The organism is Paenibacillus sp. RC84, from assembly GCF_041260495.1.
Taxonomy (GTDB): Bacteria; Bacillota; Bacilli; order Paenibacillales; family NBRC-103111; genus Paenibacillus_F.
On sequence record NZ_JBGBYL010000007.1, the window covers coordinates 333,702 to 358,692 of the forward strand.

General features: G+C 59.4%; 5 protein-coding genes. All 5 read left to right on the forward strand.

Annotation, left to right across the window (positions count from 1 at the left end):
• Nucleotides 1–5: 5 nt before the first annotated feature.
• The 5 genes from ABH899_RS18005 (at nt 6) to ABH899_RS18025 (ending at nt 24,963) form a co-directional block, all read left to right on the forward strand.
• On the forward strand, nt 6–12,155 hold the full coding sequence (locus tag ABH899_RS18005) for an amino acid adenylation domain-containing protein (protein WP_369998961.1): 12,150 nt from the start codon (nt 6–8) through the stop codon (nt 12,153–12,155).
• Between the two features lie 68 nt (nt 12,156–12,223).
• Nucleotides 12,224–13,096, forward strand: a complete 873-nt coding sequence (locus ABH899_RS18010; RefSeq protein WP_369998964.1) for a CPBP family intramembrane glutamic endopeptidase — start codon at nt 12,224–12,226, stop codon at nt 13,094–13,096.
• Between the two features lie 4 nt (nt 13,097–13,100).
• A complete protein-coding gene (locus ABH899_RS18015; RefSeq protein ID WP_369998967.1) occupies nt 13,101–13,910 on the forward strand; it encodes a CPBP family intramembrane glutamic endopeptidase in 810 nt (269 codons plus the stop codon).
• A complete protein-coding gene (locus ABH899_RS18020) occupies nt 13,907–14,710 on the forward strand; it encodes a CPBP family intramembrane glutamic endopeptidase (protein ID WP_369998969.1) in 804 nt (267 codons plus the stop codon). Before ABH899_RS18015 ends, ABH899_RS18020 begins: the two co-directional genes overlap by 4 nt.
• A 14-nt stretch (nt 14,711–14,724) precedes the next feature.
• Nucleotides 14,725–24,963, forward strand: a complete 10,239-nt coding sequence (locus tag ABH899_RS18025; RefSeq protein ID WP_369998972.1) for an amino acid adenylation domain-containing protein — start codon at nt 14,725–14,727, stop codon at nt 24,961–24,963.
• Nucleotides 24,964–24,991 lie beyond the last annotated feature (28 nt).

The following is a 24,991-nucleotide window of genomic DNA, read 5'->3' on the forward strand; positions in this document are numbered from 1 at the left end:
CGACTATGAGAACCATCCGTAATTTGTCCGGCGTATTGCTGGCGCGCAAGGAAAACGATGCGGGAATTTTATTTTGCGAAAGCGGTGAGGGGCACTACTTGTCGTACGGCCAATTACTTGTATCGGCCGGAAGGGCGCTCCATCTGCTGCGCGAGCAGGGACTTGGTCCAGGCAACTTTGCCGTCATGCAGACAGAAGATAACGAAAGGTTTATCCTTCTGTTCTGGGCTTGTGTGCTCGGCGGCATTGTCCCCGTACCTGTGACGGCGGCGCGTACGGACGAAGGACGCAAAAAGCTGATCCAGGTATGCAAGCAGTTGGAAGCGCCTACATTGCTCTGTGATGAAGAATTGTGGCCGGGAATTCAGGGCTATGCTTTGAAACACGGGGAGGCAGAGGCGGTGGCCCGGCTCGAGTCTAGCAGTGTGCCGATTGCGGAAGTGCTTGCGGCGGCTGCGGATGCCGGCCGTCCCGAAGCTGAGCCGTATGACGCAGCCGAGACGGACACCGCATTCATCCAGTTTACATCGGGCTCTACCGGAGACCCGAAGGGAGTCGTGCTGACTAACGGCAATCTTCTGTCGAACATGCGCGCCATTATCCATGGGGCGCAATCGACGGAGCGGGACTCTTCGCTAAGCTGGCTGCCGCTGACGCATGATATGGGGCTCATCGGCTTTCATCTCACGCCGCTGTTTTGCGGCATGAATCAGCTGCATTTGCCGACCTCGACGTTTGTGCTTCATCCGATGAAATGGCTGGAACTTACGCATAAGCATCGGGTGACATGCCTCTCTTCGCCGAATTTCGGTTATGTGCATTTTCTGCAGCATTGGAAGCCGGAAGGAGCGGCGGCATGGGATTTGTCTTGCGTCAGGCTCATTTTTAACGGGGCCGAACCGATATCGGCCGCCCATTGCCGCGATTTTCTGGAGGCGATGAAGCCGTACGGGTTAAAGGGTAATTGCATTTTCCCGGTATACGGGCTTGCGGAAGCGAGTCTGGCCGTGACGTTCCCGGGGACGGAAGATCACCTGAATACCGTTAAGCTTGAGCGCCAATCGCTCACTATCGGACAGCCTATACAAATAGCCGCCCACGTGGATCATACGGCGATCGAGATCGTCGAGCTGGGTTTCCCCGTCCAAGAGTGCGAGGTGCGCATTTGCGACGAAGTGGGAAACCCTTCGGCAGCAGGCAGCGTAGGCTTGATTCATATTAGAGGCAGCAACGTTACAAGCGGCTACTATAAGCGGCCCGATGTAAACAAGCAAACGATTTCCCCGGACGGCTGGCTGAATACGGGAGATTTGGGTTTCTTGCTGGAAGGGCGTTTATATGTGACCGGCCGCATGAAGGACGTCATTTTCGTCAACGGGCAAAATGTGTATCCGCATGACCTGGAGGCGTTGATCAGCAGCCTGAAAGGGGCCGAAATCGGGAAAACGGCGATTGCCGCCGTTCAGGATGCGACGACCAAACGGGATGCGATCGCAGTTTTTATTCAGCATCGCGGCAAGGCCGGCGGATTTGTACCGCTGATGGCCGAGGTGAAAAAGCGGTTGAACGGATCGGCCGGTCTGGACGTTGCTTTTGTTGTCCCCGTTCGGCGAATTCCGAAAACAACCTCCGGCAAAATTCAACGCTACGTATTGGCGGAAGCGCTGCGCGAAGGCGAGTTTGCCCAAGCGCTTGCCGAGCTGACGGAGCTGGAAGCGGCCGCCGCGCCTGTGCGGTGTGATGCGGAAGGCGGCGATGCCTTGCGCGGGGATGTCGGCTTGGAGCCGGCCACGGAGACGGAAGAGCGGATCATGTCCATCTGGCGCGAGGTATTGAAAAAGGATTACATAGGCCGGAAGGACGGCTTTCTTGAGCAAGGAGGCAATTCGCTCAAGGCGGCTTATGCCGCCGCCAGGCTGCAAGAGGCGTTTGGCGTCGAGCTTACGCTTACCGAGCTGTTTTTGCATGATACGGTAAGTTCGCTGGCCGCTTTGCTGGAGCAAAAGACGCTAGAGGGCGAAGGAACTGCCGCCGTCGTTGCGCCGCCGGTGGCCAAAGCGGAGGAGAGGACGGTTTATCCGGCGACCTCGGCGCAAAAGCGGCTGTTCATTTTGGAAGAGCTGAATCCGCGGCTGCTGGGCTACAATCTGCCTTTTGCGGCCCAGGTGAAGGGCCCGCTCGATATCGAACGATTCCGCGCGGCGTGGCTGGCGCTGATAGAGCGGCATCCGGCGCTGCGGACGTCCTTTTATAGGGAAGAAGACAATGTGATGCAGCGCATCGAGCAGGGGATTGAGCCGTCGCTTGCCGTCGTTGACGGAAGCGGCTGGACGGCGGCGGAGCTGGCGCTGCGGCAGCGCAGCTTCCTGCAGCCGTTTCGTCTGGAGCAAGCGCCGCTGCTGCGTATGGAGCTTGTGCGTCTGGACCACGAGTCAAGCGTGCTGCTGCTGGATATGCATCATATCATTACGGACGGAACGTCGATGGGTATTTTGATGACCGATCTTACGAGGTTTTACGAAGGGAACGCGCCGGATCCGTTGTCCATTCATGGCGGAGATATGGCGCTGTGGGAGGAAGCGGGCCGAAGCGGCGGCTGGCTGGAGCGCCAGAAGCTTTATTGGCGCGAAATCTTTCGGGATGGCGTGCCGTCTCCAGCGCTTCCGTCCCCCCGTCCAAGGCCCCAGACGCCAAGCTATCGCGGGGCAATTGAGCGCTTCGAGCTGGAGCCGGAGCTTGCCGGATCGCTGCGGGCGTTGGCTAGACGCGAGGGCGTAACGTTATACACCGTCCTGCTTTCGATCTATTATGCGCTGCTTGCGAAATATACGGGCGAATCCGACATCATTGTCGGAACTGCAGCCGCGAGACGGGTGCGGCCGGAGCTGCAAAGCGTAGTCGGGATGTTCGTCAACATGGTTCCGATCCGCCTGCGCGGGCAAAGCGGTTTGCGCTTCGACCGATGGCTGAAGCAGGTCCATGGGGAAGCGCTGGCGGCTATCGGCAACGGGGATGTGCCTTATGAAGAAATAGCCGAGCTGGCCAATGTTAAACGGGAATACGGGCGGAATCCGCTGTTCGATTCGGTGTTTACGCTGCAAAATATGGAGCTGCCCGAATGGCGGAGCAAGGATGTCGTTTATACGCCCCAAGCGATGGACAGCGGCTCGGCCAAGTTCGACCTGACTTGGGAGTGCGCGGATACCGGCACAGGCATCGCATTTACGCTGGAGTATGCGCTGGATCTGTACGATGAGCGGGCCGCCGCGCAATTGGCCCGGCATTATGCAGCGCTGGCCCGGGCAGTAGCCGCGCAGCCGCATGTGGTGCTTGGCGAGCTTGATCCCGTCGATGCAGAGGAGCGGGAACGGCTGCTCCGGCTTTGCCGTTCATCTGCCGCGCCTCCGCAGGAGCTGTCGCTGCACAGGCTGTTTGAACGGCAAGCGGTGGAGACACCGCAGCAGATTGCCGTTGAAATGGGCGAGCGGGCGTATACCTACAGCGAGCTGAACGAACGTGCCAACCGGTTCGCGCGCGCGCTTGCGCGGCGCGGCGTCGCGCCGGGGGCTAAGGTGGCGCTGCTGCTCTTGCGCTCGCCCGATATGATTGTGGCGATATTGGCTGTGCTGAAAGCGGGGGCCGTCTATGTGCCGATCGACCCGCAGTATCCCGAAGAGCGGATTTTGTTTATGCTGCAGGATACGGAAACGCAGGCGATCGTGACTGCGGCTGCAACGATGGAGATGGGCACCCGGCTTGCCGGAGACAGAACAGATGTCATCGACATGGATGAACTCGATACGGGATGGGCCAGCGAGTACGGCCATGATCTGGACATCGACGGCTCGGCGGACGATCTCGCTTATATCATGTACACGTCCGGCTCGACGGGCAAGCCGAAAGGGATTATGACCTCGCATCGCAATGTGTCCCGGATTGCCGTCCAGACCGATTATGTAAGCATTTCGGAAAACGATGCGCTGTTGCAGCTTTCCAACTACGCTTTTGACGGATCAACGTTCGATTTGTACGGAGCGCTGTTGAACGGCGCGAAGCTGACGCTGGTCGGCGAGGAAGAGGTTGCCGACGTTGTGCGGCTGACCGAGCTGATTGAGGACAGAGGCATTACCGTATTCTTTGTGACGACGGCACTGTTCAATACACTGGTCGATCACGGGCTGGAGTCGCTGCGCGGCCTGCGCCATATTTTATTTGGCGGAGAGCGGGCTTCCGTGCCGCATATCCGCAAAGCACTCCGCGCGCTTGGACCGGGCGTGCTGCTGCATGTCTACGGCCCTACGGAAACGACGGTGTTCGCTACCTGCTATCCGATCACGGAGACATGGGACGGACAAGGAACGGCCACCGTGCCGATCGGAGCGCCGATCGCGCGTTCGGAAACGCTGGTGCTGAATGAGCGGAACCGATTGCAGCCGGACTGGGTGCCGGGCGAGCTGTGGATTGCGGGCGACGGTGTCGCATCCGGCTATGTGAATTTGCCGGAGCAGACCGCTTCGAAGTTTCGCCCGCATCCGTTCCGGGAAGGCGAAACCGTGTACGGAACCGGCGACCTGGTGCGCCGCCTGCCTGACGGGAATTTGGAGTTTCTGGACCGGATCGACAGCCAGGTCAAGCTGCGGGGTTACCGGATTGAATTGGGCGAAATCGAAAGCAGGCTGCTGGATTGCGCGGGCGTCAAGGAAGCGTTTGTGGCGCTGATCGAGAATGACGGCGCGCCGTATTTATGCGCTTATATCGTTGCGGAGCAAACCGAAGGGCAGGCAAGCGTTCGGAGCCAACTGACAGGCAAGCTGCCGTCATTTATGATTCCCGCCGCGTTTGTGCAGGTAGAGAAGCTGCCGCTGAACGCTAACGGCAAGGTGGACAAAAAACGTCTGCCTGCGCCGGAGCGCGCGGTCCCATATGAAGCGCCCGCCACAGATACGGAGATCATTGTCGTAGGATTGTGGCAAGAAGTGCTTCATGCGGGGCAGGTTGGCGCGCTGGACCACTTCTTTGAGCATGGCGGCCATTCCCTGAAGGCGGCCGCATTGACCTCGGCAATCTACAAGCATTGCCGGGTGCGCATGCCGCTTCCGGAAATTTTCAAGCTGCCGACGGTTAGAGAGCAGGCGGCCTGGATCGACAGGGCTGTCAAGGAAGCGTACGAACCTGTTGCGGACGCGCCAAAAGCCGCATCCTATCCGCTCAGCCCGCAGCAGCGGCGCATGTTTTTGGCGGAAAGCATGGCTGATATCGGACTAACCTACCATATTCCCCTTGCGCTTAAACTTTCGGGTGCGGTGGGTGAGACCAGAATCGGGCCAGCGCTTCTGAAGCTGATCGAACGGCATGAGCCGCTGCGGACCTCCTATCATTGGATCGACGGCGTACCGGCCCAGATCGTGCACGATTCGGCCGCCTTTGTTCTGCAAACGGCGGAGCTCGCGGAGATGACGCTTCCGGAATGCTTGAGCGAGTTTTTCCGGCCGCTTGAGCTTGCCGCAGCGCCGCTGCTCGCCGCATGTTATTGCCGGCCCGAATCGGAGAGAGCGGAGGCCTATCTGCTGCTCAACATCCACCATATCGCGGCGGACGGTATATCCGTCAAGCTGCTCTTGGAGGAGTTGACTGCTTTGATCGACGGCGCGGAACTTGCGCCTTTGACTCTGCATTACAAGGATTATGCCGTTTGGCAGGAGCGACAGTCCGGCTCGGAGCGGGCCAGGGCAAGCCGAGCGTTTTGGACGGAGCAGCTTGCAGAGCCGCCGGCGCCGCTCGATATGCCGCTGGATCGGCCGCGCGGCGACCGTCAGACATTTGCGGGCGATACGTATACCTTCCACATTCCGGCAGCGCTCGCGGCACGGCTGAAAGAGACGGCCGCAAGCGCCGGAGCGAGCATGAACAGCCTGCTTTTTGCGGCTTACGCGCTGTTGCTCAAGGGAACGACGCATCAGACGGAATTTGCAATCGGTTCTTTGGCGGCAGGCCGGACGCATCCGGACACGGCCCGGATGATCGGCATGTTCAACCAGTTTCTGCCGATTCGGATGCGGGTGGCGGACGAGCTGCCGATCCTGGCGTTTGTCGGTGAGACCCATGGGCGTTTGCTTGCCGCATACGAGCATGGCGATGTCAGCTTCGAGCACATGATGGAAGCGATCCGGTATCCGCATGACCCGTCGCGCAACCCGCTGTTCGATACGATGCTGATCGTTCACAACCAGTTTGAAGACGAGAAGCTGGCGGCGAACGGCGACGGCTGGAGCATGGAGCCCTTGCCCGTCAGCCACGGAACATCCAAACTGGACTTCAAGCTCGATTTGTACAGCGATGGCGAAGGCGGTATGCGGGCGGAGCTGGAGTATAATACGGGATTGTTCCATAAAGGCACGATGGAGCGGTTGGCGGATCGGCTGCTTTACATTTTGGAACAAACGGCCGCCAGCCCCGACCTGATCTGTGGCGACGTCGCCATGGCGACGCCTGCCGAAGAAACCGCCTTTGCGGCATGGAATGATACGGGACATTCGTACCCGGCGGAGAAGACGATTCACGGTTGGTTCGCCGAGTCCGCCCGGCGGTGGCCGGATCGGACGGCGGTGCGGTCGGCCGAAGGCTCGCTGACGTACGGGGAGCTGAATGACCGCGCCGAACGTATGGCTGCCGTGCTAAGAGGCAAGGGGGTTGCGGTCGAAACGATTGTGCCGATTGCCGCTCAGCGCTCGTCATCCATGATGATTGCGATCATGGCAGTGCTCAAGGCGGGAGGCGCCTATTTGCCGATCGACCCGGAGCATCCGCCCGAGCGGATCCGCGGCATTCTGGAGGATAGCGGGGCCAGGCTGCTTCTGGCGGGGGCCAAGTGGATTCATACGCTCCCGGCCTACCAGGGAGAAACGCTTGATCTGGACGCGCTTGCGGCTGCCGCCGCATCGGACGTGCCGAAGGGCGAAGAAGAAACGGACCTGACGCCTCAAGCGGGCCCCGAGCATTTGGCGTATGTCATTTATACGTCAGGCTCCACCGGCAAACCCAAAGGCGTGATGGTGGAGCACCGCGCGGCGATCAACCGGCTGAACTGGATGCAGACGGCTTATCCGCTGAATGAGCGCGACGTTATTTTACAAAAAACGCCGATTACGTTCGACGTATCGGTCTGGGAGCTGTTCTGGTGGAGCTTTGCCGGCGCTTCGCTTTATTTGCTGGAGCCCGGCGGGGAGAAGGAGCCGTCAGTCATGCTGCGCGCGATTGAAGAGCAGGCGGTTACGGTTATGCATTTTGTGCCGTCCATGCTGGGCGTCTTTTTGCCCTATGCGGCGGACAGCGGCAGAGGCGGCGAGCTTTGTTCCCTGCGATACGTATTTGCGAGCGGCGAAGCGCTCAAGCCCGCCCATGTCGCAGGATTTTACAGCCTGATGGAGCGTGGCGGCGGTAGGTGTCGGCTCATTAATCTGTACGGCCCGACGGAAGCGACGGTCGATGTCAGCTATTACGATTGCCCGGACGCTGAGGCGGGTACGATTCCGATCGGCAAGCCAATCCATAACATCCGGCTCTATATTGTGGACGATCGGCTGAGACCGCAGCCGATCGGCGTGTCCGGCGAGCTGTGCATCGCTGGCGCCGGTCTTGCGCGCGGATATCGCAACAGGCCGGATTTGACGGAGCAAAGCTTTGTTCCGAATCCGTTTGCCGCAGGAGAGAAGCTGTACCGTACCGGCGATCGCGCAAGGTGGCTACCGGACGGCAATATTGAATATTTGGGACGCTTTGACCATCAGGTCAAGCTTCGCGGTCTCCGCATCGAATGCGGCGAGATCGAGCACGCGCTGCTCTTGCAGGCGGAAGTTCGCGATGCCGTGGTGACGGCGGTGACGGACCATGCGGGAGAGCCGGCGCTTTGCGCATATCTCGTGACGGCGGACGGGCAGGCGCCTGAGGAAGCAAGCCTTCGGGCCGCACTTAAGGAACTGCTGCCGGAATATATGGTTCCTTCATATTTTGTTGCTATAGAAGCGTTTCCGCTGAGTCCGAGCGGCAAAGCCGACCGCAGCCGCCTGCCGCAGCCCCGGTTCGCTGCTCCGGCGGCTTGCGGCGAGGCGCCCGCTACGCCGACGGAGCAGCGGCTGGCCGAGCTTTGGCGGGAGGTGCTCGGTCTGGCCTCCGGGGAGCCGGACGACCAGGCGGCGATCGGAAGAGAAGCCCATTTCTTCCAATTGGGCGGCCATTCCTTGCGCGCCGCGCAGCTTGCGGGCTTGATCGAGCAGCGTTATGGAGCGGCGTTTGCGATGAAGGATGTGTTCGACGTTCCCCTGCTGCGGGAAATGGCGGCCCGCATCGACAACGCGGCCCCCAAGCGGGCCACGGTTATTGCCCGGGCGGAAAGCCGGCCGTTCTACCCGTTGTCGCTTGCGCAGAACAGACTGTTTGTGCTGCAGCAGCTTTATCCGGGCAGCACGGCCTACAATCTTCCGCTCGCTCTGAACCTGACGGGCAAGCTTGATCAGAACAGGCTTCGCGAGGCGATTCAAGGGCTGATTGACCGCCATGAGCCGCTGCGTACCAGCTTTGACTGGGCAGACGGCAAGCCGGTACAGCGTGTCCATGAGCGGGTTTCGTTTGAACTTTCCGTGCATGCCTTGATGGATGCGGCGGACTTGAATACATTTGCGCGCGCGGTCGTCCGCCCGTTCGATTTGCGAAAGGCTCCGTTAATTCGGGCGTTTCTCGCGACGGACGGCGAAAGTCGGCATACGCTGCTGCTGGACATTCACCACATCGTCGCCGACGGCGTGTCCATGAATGTGATGGCGCGCGATTTCGAAGAGCTGTATCGCGGCGGCTCCTTGCAGCCGCTGCCCATTCACTATAAGGATGCCGCCGTTTGGCAGCAGGAGTGGATGGCTTCGGAGGCGAGAGAGCAGCAAGAGCAATATTGGACGTTCCGGCTAGCGGGTACGCTTCCTGTGCTGCAACTGCCGACCGACTATCCGCGTCCCCCTGAACAAAGCTTCGAAGGAGCCAAGCTTGGGCTGCCGATTCCGGCGGAGCTTGCCGAGGGGATCGGAGCGGCGGCGGAGCAATGGGGCGTTACGCCGTTCCATATCTGGCTTGCCGCCTACCATACGTTATTGCATCTGATGACGGGGCAAGACGATCTTATTGTCGGCACGCCGACCGCCGGCCGCTTCCATCCCGCAACCGAGTCTCTGGTCGGCATGTTTGTCAATACGCTGCCGATTCGCAGCAGGCCATCCGGCGAACTGCCGTTCAGAGCGTTCGCCGAGCAGCTCAAAGAAACTGCGCTTGCGGCTCTGGACAACGGCTTGCTCCCGTTTGAGCATATGGTGACGATGCTGGATGTGCCGCGCGACCTGAGCCGCAATCCGCTGTTTGACACGATGTTTGTCATGCAGCATGTGGAGGCCGGACAGGCGGCGGACGCCTTGCAATTCGAGGCGCAAGTGCCGGACAATCGCGTATCGAAGCTGGACTTGACGTTTGAGATTGCGGATCAAGGCGCAAAAGGCGCAGCCTTGACGATCGAATATGCGACGGCGCTGTTTAAAGAGGACAGCATACGCAGAATGGCGGAATGGTATTTCCGTGTTGTCGGCCTTGCACTGGCCGAACCGGAGCGGCCGCTTGGAAGGATCGGACTGCTCGACGCCGCGGCGGCGGAGAAGCAGAGCGAAGCGTTCAATCGGACGGCCGCGCCGTATGCAAGCGGCGATACGGTAGAGGCTTACCTCGAAAGACAAGCGGCGGAAACGCCGCAGGCCGTTGCGGTCGAGGCGGGGGACGGAGCATTGACGTATGCGGAATTGAACCGGAAGTCGAACCGGTTGGCGCAGGCGCTAAGAAAGCAAGGCGTCAAGCGCGAGGAACGCGTGGCCGTCGTGATGGATCGCAGCCTGGAGATGATGATTGCAATCTTTGGCGTGCTGAAGGCGGGCGGAGCTTATGTGCCTGTTGCGCCGGGCTTGCCGCCGGAGCGAATCCGCTACATGCTGGACAATTCCGGAGCCAAGCTTGTCTTGACGAAGGGCAAAGCCCCGGAAGGGCTGGAGACGTTCTTGCCAATTATGGACGTTCTTGAGGCGCTGGCGCAGGAGCGGGACGACTTCCCTGTGGAGAAGCTGCATGATTCACGTTCGCTTGCTTATGTGCTGTATACTTCGGGATCGACCGGACAGCCGAAAGGGGTCATGATCGAGCATCGTTCCGTCGTCAACCGGATCGGCTGGATGCAGAAGCAATACGGACTGGACGCAAGTGGAGCAATTATGCAGAAAACGCCGATTACCTTCGACGTATCGGTCTGGGAGCTGTTCTGGTGGAGCTTTGCGGGAGCCAAGCTGGTCCTGCTGCCTCCGGGCGGCGAAAAGGATCCCGCGCTTATGATGGATACGATAGCGCGGCATAGCATAACGACGATGCATTTTGTGCCGTCCATGCTGCACCTGTTCCTGGAGCATCCCGGCTTGCTGCGCGGCGAGGCCAGGCTGGAGAGCCTGAGTCATGTGTTCGCCAGCGGCGAAGCGCTGACTGCGGATCAGGTGCGGCGGTTCCGCGAGCGGATTGGAGTTCCGTTCGGTGCCGGGCTTGTGAACTTGTACGGCCCGACCGAGGCGACGGTTGACGTTTCCTATTACGATTGCTCTGACGGCGATATTCCGATCCAGGTGCCGATTGGTAAGCCGATCGACAACATCTCGCTTTATATCGTGAGCGAAGCGATGAAGCTCCAGCCTGTCGGCATTGCCGGGGAACTGTGCATATCCGGCGCCGGCCTGGCGCGAGGTTATATCGGCCGGCCCGATTTGACGGAAGAAAAGTTCGTCGATAATCCGTTTGCTGCGGGCAGTCTGATGTATCGGACAGGAGACCTTGCCAGATGGCTGCCTGACGGAACGATCGAATATTTGGGCCGAATCGACCATCAAGTAAAAATAAGGGGCCAGCGCATCGAATGCGGGGAAATCGAGCATGTGCTGCTCGGTCATCCGGCGGTTTCGGAAGCGGTGGTCATGAAGCGGGACGCCGCAAGCGGAAGTGAATATTTATGCGCGTACATCGTTTGCCCCGAACCTGCGGACCATCAGGAACTGCGGGATTTTGCGGCGCTGCGCCTGCCGGATTATATGGTTCCGCAGACCGTGGTGGAACTGCCGGCCATGCCCCTGTCTCCAAACGGCAAAATCGACCGGAAGGCGCTGCCGGAGCCGGAGCCTGCGGCGGATAGCGGCACTCCGTTTGTCGAAGCGGCAAGCGATATCGAACTGGCGATTGCCGCCGTATGGCGCGAAATCCTGCAAAGGGACGACTTCGGCATCCATCAACGTTTCTTCGATGTTGGGGGAGAATCGTTGCTGCTGGTGCGGGCGCATCAACGGCTGGAGGAGTTGTATCCCGGCGCTCTCGGCGTAACGGATTTGTTCACCTATCCGACGATCGCATCGCTTGCGGCTTATCTGGAGTCAAGAAATCGCGAGCTCGCGATTTGGTGCTGGAGCGGTCTGCCTATGGCAGACGACTGCGTCAGTAGCGCCTATGCCGCGGAGCGTATCGGCAGCGTTCAGTTCCAACTGGACCGGGCGGTTGCGGAAGGGCTTGCGGAACTTGCGGCATCCCGCTCGGTGACCGTTAAAGCCGCGGCTTATGCCGTATATCTGTACTTCTGGCGCGGCGAGTCCGGCATGGGCCGGCTTGTGCTTCCGGCAATGACGGACAACGGGCTGATTGCCCCGAAGGAAATCGACTTTGCGGAGGTGCGCGATTTCGATACGCTGCTGCGGCACGCCGCCAAGCGGACGAGCGCGGGAGAATGTTATACGGCGCGGCAAATCAGAAAGCAGCCGCAAGCCAAAGCCGGATTTGCCTTGTTCCCGCTATTTGCAGGAGCAGCGCAGCATGGGTTCAAAGAGCGCGAGTCGCTATTGGAACAATTCGATGTTGTGCTGTATATGGATGGCGCTGCCGCATCAAGCGGGGCAGAGGGACCAAAGCTTGGCGGGGTATGGACATACAACGCCCGGCGCCTCGGCAAAGAGGCGGTGCTGGATTGGGCTTCCGCTTATCTGGAGCTGCTGTCGAGCGTGGTCGAGCAATATCGCGCCGCAACAGGCAGCGCCGTCCCGGGGGCGTAGCATGGGCCAAGCCCTGGTTGTGCCTGGCCCTTCGAATACATCTGACGAAGGAAGAAAGGAGCTTTCCTGTGAAAAAAGTGTTGACCATGATAGGGAATATCGCGCTTTATCTCGGGGTCTTTTATGCGCTGCTCTATCTGCTTCGCTCTACTTACAATTACGAAGTGACGCTGTCCTTCGCCAAGTTTCTGGATCGCAACCCGGCCATGTTTATGGCCGTTCTGTTCACGCTGATTACGCTTGTGTACATGCTCATCTTTCGTATCAAAGGATGGATCTGGCCCCATGCGGAAAAAAATCTGTTCCGCGCGTCGGGCTTCAAACGGCTGAGCGCCTCGCGCGTCTTGCTGATGATTGGCCTGGGTCTTGCCGGAAGCTTGTTCAGCATCGGCCTTATCGTCATTGACGATATTGCGCGGCAATTTCCGTCCATTCCCGCGCTGGTCGACGATATGATGAGGGGGGATTCGATCTGGTACGTCATTCTGGGCGCCGGTTTGATAGGCCCGGCCTTTGAAGAAATATTGTTCAGGGGCCTCATTTTCAGCGAGCTTCGCAGGGTTATGCCGGTATATGCGGCCTTGTTGCTGCAAGCCGCGGCTTACGCCTACTTCCAGCCGAGTGCGGCGCTTTCGGTCATCAGCATCGGTTCGGGCCTGATTTACGGGTCGCTGTATTTACGAACCGGGTCGCTGTGGGCGCCGATTCTGGTACAGAATACGGCCATGGGCACAATCTTTCTATTTAAATACATCGGGTTCTACGAATGGTTTGACAAGCTGGGCGATGTTTCGCTGTATATCATTACAGCGCTCTGTCTGGCTGCGTTGATTGGAGGTTCCGTCTATGTCTGGCGGACCTCCGGCAACGGAGGCATCGGCGCACGCGCCGGTCAAGCGCTGACGGCTGACGCGCCGTCGGCAGCACATAAGGGGGTCTGACCGCATGAAGGCGTGGGGAATGATGCTGGCTCGCGTGGCCGTTGTTATCGGCCTGTATTTTGCATGGTTTTTTACCGCAACGACATTATTTTTCGATTATGTCTACCCGAAAAGCACCTGGTTTGAACAGAACACGGTAACCGTCATTATTTTGAACGATATGGTGGGTTTGCCGCTCATGCTGCTGGCCTGGAGGTTTATATTCAAGGAAAATCTGTTTAAGGCGGCCCAATTCCGCGTGATGGGCGGAAAATCGGTGGCGATCGCTTTATGGATCGGATTTGGAGCCGGCCTGTTTACGGTCGCTTTCTCCCGGCTTCCCGCCATTGCATCGGACCAGTACCGGTTCCGCGAATTGTTTGATTATCTGAACCGAGCGGAATGGTATGTATTTCTGGTTTTTCTGATTCTCGGAAATATTTACAAAGAGACGTTGTTCAGAGGCATTCTGATGAATGAGTTCAGACGAGTGCTCCCCGTTTGGGTCGCAATTGTGATTCAGGGCGTGTTGTACGGGGCGTTGTTCTTTTTGGGAGACATTCCGTTGTCGCTGTACGGTTTTCTCGGCGCGGTTATTTTTGCGCTCTTGTATGTCTGGTTTAAATCCATCTGGGCGCCGATTGCCGCGCAAGTCGCCTGTCAGGGCAGCCAATACCTGCTTTGGCATTACGGGCCGGAGACGACGGACGTCACCGTCATGTCCATCGTGATGGCTGTGGCCGCCGCCATGATTGCGGTTGGCATATTCCTTGCGGTCAAGCATCGTTCTTCGGTCTCCGTACCGCTGTCTTCCAAGGCGGTGAAGTCGGCGTGAAGGGATTGCGGGTAGCGGGAAATAGCGTCTTATATTTGGTCATTTATGCGGCGATCGTGATGCTTGTCAATCAAGCGCTCTACAACTGGATCGGCGATCCCGGAATGAAAGAATGGATCGCCGACAATGCCGGCATTGTGCTGATTGTATCCAATATCATCGTGCTTGCCGTCTATCTTCCGCTGCTGCGTTGGCAAAAAATTTCGCTGAGCGATTTGGGGTTTGTTCCTGCGCGCGGCGGTTCGTTGCTGCTGTCCGCAGGGACGGGTGTCTGGCTCGGCTTGTTTATCGCCGCGTTTACCCGTCTTCCGTGGATAAAAGCGACCTTTCCGGCCATTTCGGATCTGGTCGCTTTCGTCGCCGGCGGCAGCCTGATCATTTTTGTGCTCGGCAGCTTGCTGCTGGGGTCTTTGCTGGAGGAGTGGCTGTTCAGAGGAATGCTGTTCCATACGCTGCGTCAACGTCTTTCGGTTCCTTGGACGGTTCTGCTCCAGGCCGTATTGTTCGGCGCGGTATTTATGAATGTGACGATCGGCGCATTTGCGGCGCTGGGCGCGATCGTATACGGCGCCGTCCGCGCCGGCTCGCGTTCGCTTTGGGGGTCGCTTGCGGCCCATGTGTGCAGCACAGGCACCTTGTATATCGTGCTGCAATGGGCAGGCGATTGGCAGTCCGGTACGCTTGGATTATTAGCCCTGATCAGCGGACTCGGCATCGCGGCGCATGTGTTGCTGCTGCTGCGCGGGAGCGGCGGAAGGGCGGAAAAAGGACAGGCCGTCAGCGATTCCATTACTAGCTAGGAGGGAAGGGCGCCATGTTTCAACTGGATTTGCTGGATACCAAAAAAGACACATTCGGGCGGAAGGGGCGGAGCGGGGGCTCCGTCTCCAATGTTTCCCTTAAGGATATTGCGATTGTCGGGATATCCGCCAAGCTGCCGCGCGCGGAATCGCACGAAGCCTTTTGGGAGCTTCTGCGGAGCGGCAAGGACCTGGTAGGCGGGTTTCCGGATTCCCGCAAGGAGGAATTGAAGCCGTATTTGCGCCGCATGGAGGCGCAATACGGCTCCGTTTCCTTTTTTGACGGGGCATATATCGAAGATATTTCAGGCTTTGACTATTCTTTTTTCCGGCTTTCGCCCAAGGAAGCCTCGCTGATGAGTCCGGCGCAGCGGCTGTTCCTGCAGACGGCCTGGGGCGCGCTTGAGAATGCGGGGTACGGCGGAGATGCGCTGCATGGTTCGCGCACCGGCGTCTTTATCGGCTATAACGGGGACACGCTGCATGATTACAAGCGAATCATCGAAGCGCTGGACCCGGACGCCTTGTCGATGGCGGCGCCCGGCAATCTCAGCTCCATGATACCGAGCCGGATTTCGTATTTGCTTAATTTGCGCGGACCGGCGATCAGCGTGGACACCGCCTGCTCCTCCTCGCTGGTAGCGGTCCATCTGGCATGCCAATCGATCCGCAGCGGCGAATGCGAGGCGGCGATTGCCGGCAGCGTCAAAATTAACGTACTGCCGCTGGATACCGGCATACGGCTTGGCATCGAGTCAAGCGACAACCGGGCCAGAACGTTCGACGACTCGGCGGACGGCACGGGCATCGGCGACGGCGTGATTGCGCTGCTGCTGAAGCCGCTGTCCCGCGCGCAGGAGGACGGCGACCCTATTTATGCCGTCATTAAAGGCAGCGCGATGAATCAAGACGGCAGCTCGGTCGGCATTACCGCCCCGAACGCCCTCGCGCAGGAGGACGTCATTGCGCGCGCCTGGCAGGATGCGGACATCGATCCCGAAACGGTGACGTATATGGAGGCGCACGGCACGGGAACCTCGCTGGGCGACCCGATCGAAATCGACGGGCTGACGCGCGCCTTCCGGAGATATACCGACAAACGGCAATTTTGCGCCATCGGCTCGCTCAAAACAAATATCGGCCATCTCGACCATGCCGCCGGCATTGCAGGGCTGCTCAAGGCGATCCTGTCGCTTGTCCACAAGCAGCTTCCGCCAACGCTTCATTACCGCTCGCCGAACCGCAACATTCCGTTTGTGGATTCGCCCGTTTATGTCAATGACGAATTGACGCCATGGGAGACGGACGGCGAAGCAAGAAGATGCGGAGTAAGCGCGTTCGGCATGAGCGGGACCAATTGCCATGTGGTGCTGGAGGAGGCTCCCGCCGGGATGCCTTCGGGTCGGTCGGACAGAGCGGAGCTGTTCTGCTTGTCCGCGCACAGCATGACAGCGCTGGAGCGGCTCGTGCTGCTGATGCGAGACTGGGCTCTGCAGCATCGCGGCGATGAGAGCCGCAGCCTGGCCGACCTTTGCTACACCTTGGCCGTCGGCCGGGGAGCCCATCGGTATCGCCTGGCGATTGCGGTAAGCGGCTGGGAAGAGCTTGTCCAGACCTTGCATGCCGCAGCCGAGAGCGGCCTTACCGGCCTTGCGCTGCCGAACGTCCGCTTCGGGACGGCCGATTCGGCTGCGGCCGGGAATATGCGGCAGCAACCCGTTCCAAACGAACGGGAAATGGAAGCGCTGGAGCTGGGCCAACGTTACGTGGGCGGATACGAGATCGACTGGAAGGCGATCTACCTAGGACAGCGCCGAAAGCGGCTGCCGCTTCCGACGTATCCGTTCGATTCTCACCGTTGCTGGGTGGAGGAGGCACGTGCCGGAGCGTCGCTTCATATGCCATTTGCGGCCTGGAGCGGAAATTCGCTCGTTGGGGATATTCCCGAGGAGCTTAGGCATGAAATGAACGAGACGTTTGCCAGATGGCAAGCCGCAATGGAGCGGAGCGGCGGAATGACGAGTCAGCGCCGCCGCGGCGTTGCGTTAACCGGGGAGCGCTCCGGCCTCGAATGGGAGCAGCATGTCGCAGATGTCTGGGGAGAGCTGCTTGGTTATGACAAATTGCCTGCGGATGCCGGTTTTTATGAGCTGGGCGGAGATTCCATCCTTGCGCTCAAAATTGTAAACCGGCTCAGCGAGCTTGCGGGCGTCCGCATTCAGACGGCGGATTTGCTGGGGCATGCGGATTTGCCTTCGTTCACGGCGCTGATCGAGCGGCGGCTCAGGGAAAGCGCCGCGGCGACAGCGCAAAGAACGAACGCTCAGCACGATGGACAAGGGGCGGACGTTGGGAACGGCGGACACGAGGCGAACGGCGGTTATGACGGGCAAGCGGCGGACGGCGGCCGTGACGAAGCAGGAGCGGACGGCGGGCATATCGGACCGTTGACCGGCCAAGCGGCCGACTCTTTGTCCGGCGATACGCTGGAGCCGATTCCAAAGGCGGCCCCGCAAGAGCATTATCCGGTTTCATCGCCACAGAAACGCATGTATTTGCAGCAGCAGGCGATGCCGGATGATCGCAGCTACAATCTGCCCGAATTGTTGCACTTGGAAGGAGCTATTGATGCAGACCGGCTGGAGGCCGTCCTGCAAGCCATCGTAGAGCGTCACGAGACGCTTCGCACCACCTTCCACGTCATCGACGGAGAGATCAGGCAGCGCATTCACGCCGCCATTCCTTTCCGCCTGATTCGCATGGAGGCCGATGAAGCGGAGGCGGACGGCGTGCTGCAAAGCTTGTTCCGGCCGTTCAGGCTCGATACGGCTCCGCTGCTCCGCGCAGCCTTGCTGACGCTGGGGCCGGAGCGCCATGTGCTGTTTCTTGATATGCATCACATTGCATCCGACGGCATGTCGGCGGGCATTCTTTTGTCCGATCTGATGACTTTATATCAGGGCGGTTCGTTGCCGCCGCTGCCGCTGCAATACAAAGATTATGCGGTATGGCAGGAGAGCAGGCCGCTCTCCGGGGATGCCGAACGGTATTGGCGCGAGCAGTGCCGGGGAGACTGGCCGCTGCTTGCGCTTCCGACCGATGCCCCGCGTCCGCCCGTCAAAGGAAATCGCGGCGAAACGTTCGACGTGCATGTCGAGGCCGGTTTGACGGCGGCTGTGCGCTCCCTTGCGGCCGAATCGGGTGCGACTCCGTTTATGGTGCTGCTATCGGCGTATTACACTTTCCTCGCTCACTATACAGGGGCCGAGGACATTGCCGTCGGCACGCCGATTGCGGGACGGAACAGGCGCGAGCTGGAAGCGATCGCGGGCATGTTCACCGGCACGCTGGCGCTGCGCGCTTATCCGCGCGCGGACAAGCCGTTCAGAGCCTTTTTGTCCGAAGTAAAAGAGATGGCGACCGGGGCTTACGCCCACGCCGATTATCCATTCGAGGAAATCGCGCAATGGATGGACAGAAGGGACGCCAGCCGGAGTCCGCTGTTTGACACGATGTTCATCATGCAAAACCTGGGTATTCCAAACGCTTCGTCAGAGAGATTGTCGTATCGCCACCAGCGCTTTGAGCATGGCACGGCCAAATACGATTTGATGATTCAGGCTGTGGAGAATGGGGCGGAATTGCGGCTTGTCGTGGAATATAATGCCGATTTGTTTCGCCGCGCGACAGCCGAGCGGTTCATGCGGCATTATGTGCAGCTGCTGCGCAGCGTGACGCTCCGTCCCGACGCCGCGCTCGGCGAAGCGGAGATGATGACGGAGGAGGAGCGCCTGCACATGCTGGCGCTGGGAAGACGCGAAGCGGACTTTTCGCCGCCGCGCTGTCTGCATGATTGCTTCAAGGAACAGGCGGCCGCCGTTCCGGGCCTCCCGGCCGTATCTTGCGGCGGTGAATCCCTGACCTATCGGGAGCTGGATCGCCGCACCGATGCGCTGGCGCGAACCTTACGCGCCAAAGGTGTGGGACGCGGCAGCGTAGTCGGCATCATGGCGGAGCGCTCCATCCCCATGCTGACCGCTATGCTCGCCGTTATGAAAGCCGGAGGCGCTTATATGCCTGTAGATCCGCATTATCCCGAGGAGCGCATCCGCTATATGCTGGAAGACAGCCGCGCGGAGCTGGTATTCGCGGACGGCTCGCGTTTCGGAGCCGCGGCCATCGTGCCGGCCTCCTTGCAGGTGCTGGACATTGCGGATGAGACGCTGTTCTCCGGCGGAGACGATGCCGCCACATGGCCGCAGGACGCCGCCGACCCGATGTATGTCATCTATACCTCCGGTTCTACGGGTCAGCCGAAGGGCGTCATTGTGCCGCACCGCAGCTTTTTCAATTTCGGACATTCATTCAGGACGTTTTTCGACGGGCAATACGGCGAGGGAGACAGATGCCTCAGCCTGACCAATATTTCGTTTGACGTCAGCGTAGCGGAGCTGTTTATGCCGCTTATGTTCGGGGCTTGTACGGTGCTATACCCCGAGCCGAAATTGCTTGATCCGCGGCGAATTGCCGAGGTGATTGCGGAAGAGCGGATTACATTCGCTTATTTGCCGCCGTCTTTGCTGAAAGAGGTTGCCCGTCAACTGGAGCAATCGGCTTCCGCGATTACGCTAGACAAAATGCTCGTTGGGGTAGAGCCGATTAAAGACGAAACGCTGGAGCTGTATACGAAGCTTAATCCCGAGATTCGGATTATTAACGGCTACGGCCCGACGGAAGCGACGGTTTGCTCCAATATGTATGCATACAAACCGCGCGCATATCGCGGCGCTTATGTGCCGATTGGCGGGCCGATGCACAATGTCGAAATTTATATATTCGGCTATGGCGGCCAGCTTGCCCCTATCGGTGCAGCCGGTGAACTGTATATTGCCGGCAGCGGCCTTGCCGACGGTTATGTGAACAAGCCGGATATGACAGCCGAGCGATTTTTGCCGCATCCGTACCGCGAGGGCCGCTTCATGTATCGCAGCGGCGATATCGCAAAGTGGCTGCCGGACGGTAACGCGATGTATGTGGACCGGGCCGACCAACAGGTAAAAATCAGAGGTGTGCGGATTGAAATGAATGAGGTCCGCTCGCAATTGATTTCCCTTCCCGAGGTGGAGGATGCGGTTGTGGTCGTCCGCGAGCAGGCAAGCGACGACAAGGAGCTGTGCGCGTATGTGGTCGCTTCGGACAAGCTCCCTTCGCGGGAATGGCGAAGAAAGCTGAAAGACAAGCTGCCGGAGGCGATGATTCCGGCCTATATCGCGGCGATTGACGGGATACCGCTGACGCCGAACGGGAAAGTGGACCGGCGCGCCTTGCCGGAGCCGGAATTCGGGCTTCGGGAGCGGGGAAAGCCGGAACTGCCGCGAGACGGAATGGAAGAGCTCGTCGCCGCCATTTGGGAGGAAGTACTGGGCGATACGGCCGGGCCAATCGGCATTCACGACGACTTTTTCGAGCTTGGCGGCCACTCCTTGAAGGCTGCCGTGCTGGCGGGCAAGCTGCAGCAGGCGACGGGCGCCCTGGTTCCGCTCAGCCTGATATTCGAGCTTACCTCCGTTGCCGAAATGGCCGCCTGGCTCAAGGAGCGGGACGGCACCGCCGCGGCGGCCGAGCCGATCCCGAAGGCGGAGCGCCGCGAGTGGTATCCGATGTCGCGCGCCCAGCGCCGCCAATATATGATGCAGATGCTGGCCGGAGACGCCACCATGTATCATGTGCCGTTCGCGCTCCGCTTGCAGGGCAGGCTGGATGTAGCGCGGCTGGAAGACGCGTTTACGGCGCTGATCCGCCGCCACGAAAGCTTGCGGACGACCTTCCATATGACAAAGGACGAGTTCAGGCAAATGGTTCATCCGCCGTATGCGTTCAAGCTGGAGGCGCTGGATTACGCAGCGTTGACCGGAGATGAAGCGCTGCGGGGAGCGCCGCCGGACGGGGCAGAGGTGACGAGGCTGATGGAAGTCTTCCAGCGCCCGTTCCATCTGGACAAGCTGCCGCTGCTGCGGGCGGGGCTGCTTCGGCTGAACGAGGAAGATCATCTGCTGCTGCTGGATGTTCATCACATTATTACGGACGGCGTATCCTCCGGTTTGCTGGTGAATGAGCTGTCACAGCTGTATGCCGGACAAGCGCTGCCGGAGCTGCACGTGCAATACAGCGATTATGCGGTGTGGCAAGAAGCCGGATTTGCAAATGCCGCTTATGCGGAGCATGAGCGGTACTGGATGGAAGTCTTCGAAGGCAAGCTTGCTGTGCTGGAGCTGCCGACGGATCAGCCACGGCCGTCTCTGCCGAGCTATAGGGGCCGCCGCCATACATTCCGGCTGGACGCGCGGACAACGGCGGAGGCGCGAAAGCTGGCGCGGGAAGCAAAGACGACGCTGTATACGGTGCTGCTGGGCGCTTTTGCCGCGATGCTGGCCAAATACAGCGGGCAGGCCGAAGTGATTGTGGGCACCCCCGCCGCCGGCAGGGATCATGCAGATACGCATGGCATGATCGGCATGTTCGTCAACACGCTGGCGCTGCGGACTAGGCCGGCAAGAGACAAGACGGTACGGGCCTATATGACGGAGCTGCATAACCATGTCGTAGAGGCGCTTTCGCGCCAGACGTATCCTTTCGAGGAGCTGGTCGAAGGGCTGAAGGCAGATAGCGACAGAAGCCGAAATCCTTTGTTTGACGCCATGTTTGTCTTGCAAAATATGGACCGGGCGGTGATGGAAGCAGACGGCCTCGTCTTTGGCGAAATGCCGTTCGAGGCGGGGACAAGCAAGTTCGACCTGACTCTGGAAGCCGTGGAACGAGAAGCGGAAATCGAGCTTCAACTGGAATACGCAACGGATTTGTTTCATGAGGAAACAGCGCGCCGCATGGCGGAAAGCTATACCGTACTTGTGCGGGAGATGTGCAGATCGCAGGGTCGCACGGTCGGCGAGCTTGAGCTGATGAGTGAAAGCGAGCGAGAGCAATTGCTGGCTCTGTTGGTCGGAGGAGGCATGCCGGTACAGGCCGCGAGTAGAGAGGGGAGCAACGGTAGGATGGAAATTCGAGCTGAAAAAGGCATGACGGACCGGCAAGAAGATGCGGCGGCTTCCACGCAAGCAACGGCGGAATGGACGGGGTTTGTGCAGAAAGTGGAGCGCCAAGCGGCGCGCACGCCGGATGCGGCGGCGATTCAGTTCGGCGCGGAGACGGTGACGTACGCCGAGCTGAACGAACGCGCGAATCGGCTTGCCCATTCCTTGCGGGCGAAGGGTGTGGGGCCCGAGCGCATTGTCGCGCTGATGGCGTCCCGCAGCCCGCTGCTGCTTGTCGGCATTTTGGGTGTTCTGAAAGCCGGAGGCGCATATGTCGCCATTGATCCCGCTTACCCGAAAGAGAGGATCGACTGGATGCTTGAGGATTGCGGCGAAGCGCTTCTGCTGACGGAAAAAGCATATGCAGGAGTCGTAACGAGAGCCGTTGCCGAGTGGTATCTGGACGATCCGGAGCTGTATGCGGCGGACAGAGGCAATCCGGAGCTTGTCCATAAGCCGGACCATTTGGCGTATGTGCTGTATACGTCGGGTTCGACCGGGCGCCCCAAAGGAGTGATGATCGAGCATCGCGGGCTGGCGCATTTCATCAGCGGCTTCCGAAACCGGATTCCGTTTGAGAAGAGCCAGAGCATCCTGGCGATGGCATCGGCTTCCTTTGATATTTTTGTCGTTGAAAATCTGCTTCCGCTCACGCTGGGTATGCGGATTGTACTCGCAAGCGAAGAGGAACGGGGCGACGCCGTCTTGCTACAAGGACTGATCGACGCGCACGGTGTCGATGTGCTGCAAATTACGCCGTCGCGCTTCAAATGGTGGATGAATCAGCGAGGCGAAACGGACGGTTTGCAAAAGCTGCACATATTGATGATCGGGGCGGAGCCGCTGACGGCCGATGTGCTCGGCAGACTGCGCGCCGCTACCGGAGCCAGATTGTTTAATTTGTACGGTCCGACGGAGACGACGGTTTGGACTTCAATCCGGGAAGTGACCGAAGGCGAGGACATTTCGATCGGCACCCCGATCGATGGTTCCGTCATGATGGTGCTTGACGAAGGACTGAAGCTGCAGCCGACAGGCGTGACGGGCGAAATTTGCATCGGCGGGCCGGGCGTCGGGCGTGGGTATCTCAGCCATCCCGAATGGGATGTCGCTTTTGTGCCGAATCCGTATGCGCCGGGCGAACGCATGTATCGCACGGGCGACCTTGGGCGCAGGCTTGAAAATGGGGAGTTTGCCTATGCGGGACGCCGTGATTTCCAGGTGAAAATCAGGGGGCACCGGATTGAAATCGGTGAAATTGAGCAGTTGCTGCTTCGCCATGAGCAGGTGAAGGAAACGGTCGTCACCGCGTTTCAGGAAGAGGATGGGGAATATGCGCTTTGCGCGTATGTCGTCATGCAGAACGCTGCGAATGCGGAGCCGGACGGCGCCGCGCCATCCGGCCGGTTGACCGGACAGTTGCGCGAATATCTCGGGGACAAGCTGCCTTCTTATATGGTTCCGGCCTTCATGGTCGTTCTGGATGCGATTCCGCTTACGCCAACGGGCAAAATCGACAGAAGGGCGCTGCCGAAGCCGGGACCGGCCGACGCGGGCAAACGCGAGCTTGTTCCGCTGTCGACAGATACCGAGCGCAAGCTGGCGGAGATTTGGAAGGAGCTGCTCGGTACGGATGCGATCAGCGCCAAGGACAGCTTTTTCGATCTGGGTGGCCATTCCCTGAAGGCGGCGGGCATGGTCAGCCGCATTGCGGAACGCTTTGGCATCCAAATGCCGCTGCGCGACATTTTTATGAATCCTACGCTTGAAGGTTTAGCGGCCCATCTAGACACAAGCGGAACCGTGGCGACCGGGCGCATTCCGAAGCAACCGGAGCGCGAGCATTACCCGATGTCGAGGCCGCAGCGCCGCCAATTTATGATGGGGCTGATCTCGGACGAGGCAACGATGTACCATGTGCCGTTCGCCGTGCATATGCAAGGCAAGCTCGATGTGGAGCGGCTGGAGGAAGCTTTCCTTGCGATAATGCGCCGCCATGAATCGCTCAGAACGACGTTCCATCACGAGGAGGACGAGTTCCGCCAGCGCGTGCATGCGGAGCCGGTATTTACGCTGGAGCGCAATGCCAGGCTGAGAATGGCGGCGGGCAAGCTGCTCGCGGAAGGCGGAGACGAAGGATTATTCGGCGGCATCAGCGCGCTGATGGAGCGTTTTATCCGTCCGTTTGATCTCGGTAGTCTTCCGCTGTTCCGGGCCGGATTGATTCCGCTTGGCGAGGAGCGCCATCTGCTGCTGCTCGACTTTCATCATATTATTACCGACGGTGTCTCCGTAAGCGTTCTGTTGCAAGAACTGACCACTTTGTACGGCGGCGGCGAGCTTCCGGAGCTGGATATCCAGTACCGGGATTACACGGTATGGCAAGAAGAACGTATCGGCAGCGAGGCTTATATGGGGCACGAGCGCTACTGGCTGGAGGCGTTCGAAGGGGAACTGCCGAAGCTGGATCTCAAGACCGCCTTACCAAGACCGGAACTGCAAAACTTCGAGGGCAGTCTGATCAACTTCAGACTGGATGAGAAGCTGACGCTCAAGATCAAGGCATTTGCGCGCGAGCGCGGCACGACGCTGTATACGGTGCTGCTCGGGGCTTATTCGATGCTGCTGAGCAAATGGAGCGGCGAGGAAGATATCATTATCGGCACGCCGGTAGCAGGCCGCAATCATGCGCAGTTGGAAGGGCTGATCGGGATGTTCGTCAATACGGTCGCGATTCGCAGCTTCCCGGAATCGTACCGGACCGTTGGCGACTATTTGACCGAGCTGCATGAGGATGTACTGCGGGCGCTGGAACACCAAAATTACCCGTTTGAGGATTTGGTGCAAAAGCTGGGAATCGAGCAGGACCGCAGCCGCAATCCACTGTTCGATACGATGTTTATTTTGCAAAATATCGATCGCGTCGCTTACCGTTCGGGCGGCATTGAATTCGATCCCAAGGAATTCGATCCGGGCGTCAGTAAATTCGATTTGACGCTTGAAGCGGCGGAGCGGGACGGCAGGATCGGCTTTACGCTGGAATATGCGACAAGTCTTTTCCGCGAAGAGAACGCCTGGGCGCTGGCGGATGATTATACGGCGATCATACATGCGCTGGTCGAAGACGGAGCAAAGAAAAAAATCAGTGCTGTGCTTGCTTGAACCAACATTCTGAGCCTAAGGGGGCGGC

What these genes read in the sequence shown, in the direction of transcription:
- ABH899_RS18005 (WP_369998961.1), top strand. Translation starts at nt 6, where the DNA reads ATGAGAACCATCCGTAATTTGTCCGGCGTATTGCTGGCGCGCAAGGAA.
- ABH899_RS18015 (WP_369998967.1), top strand. Translation starts at nt 13,101, where the DNA reads ATGAAGGCGTGGGGAATGATGCTGGCTCGCGTGGCCGTTGTTATCGGC.
- ABH899_RS18025 (WP_369998972.1), top strand. Translation starts at nt 14,725, where the DNA reads ATGTTTCAACTGGATTTGCTGGATACCAAAAAAGACACATTCGGGCGG.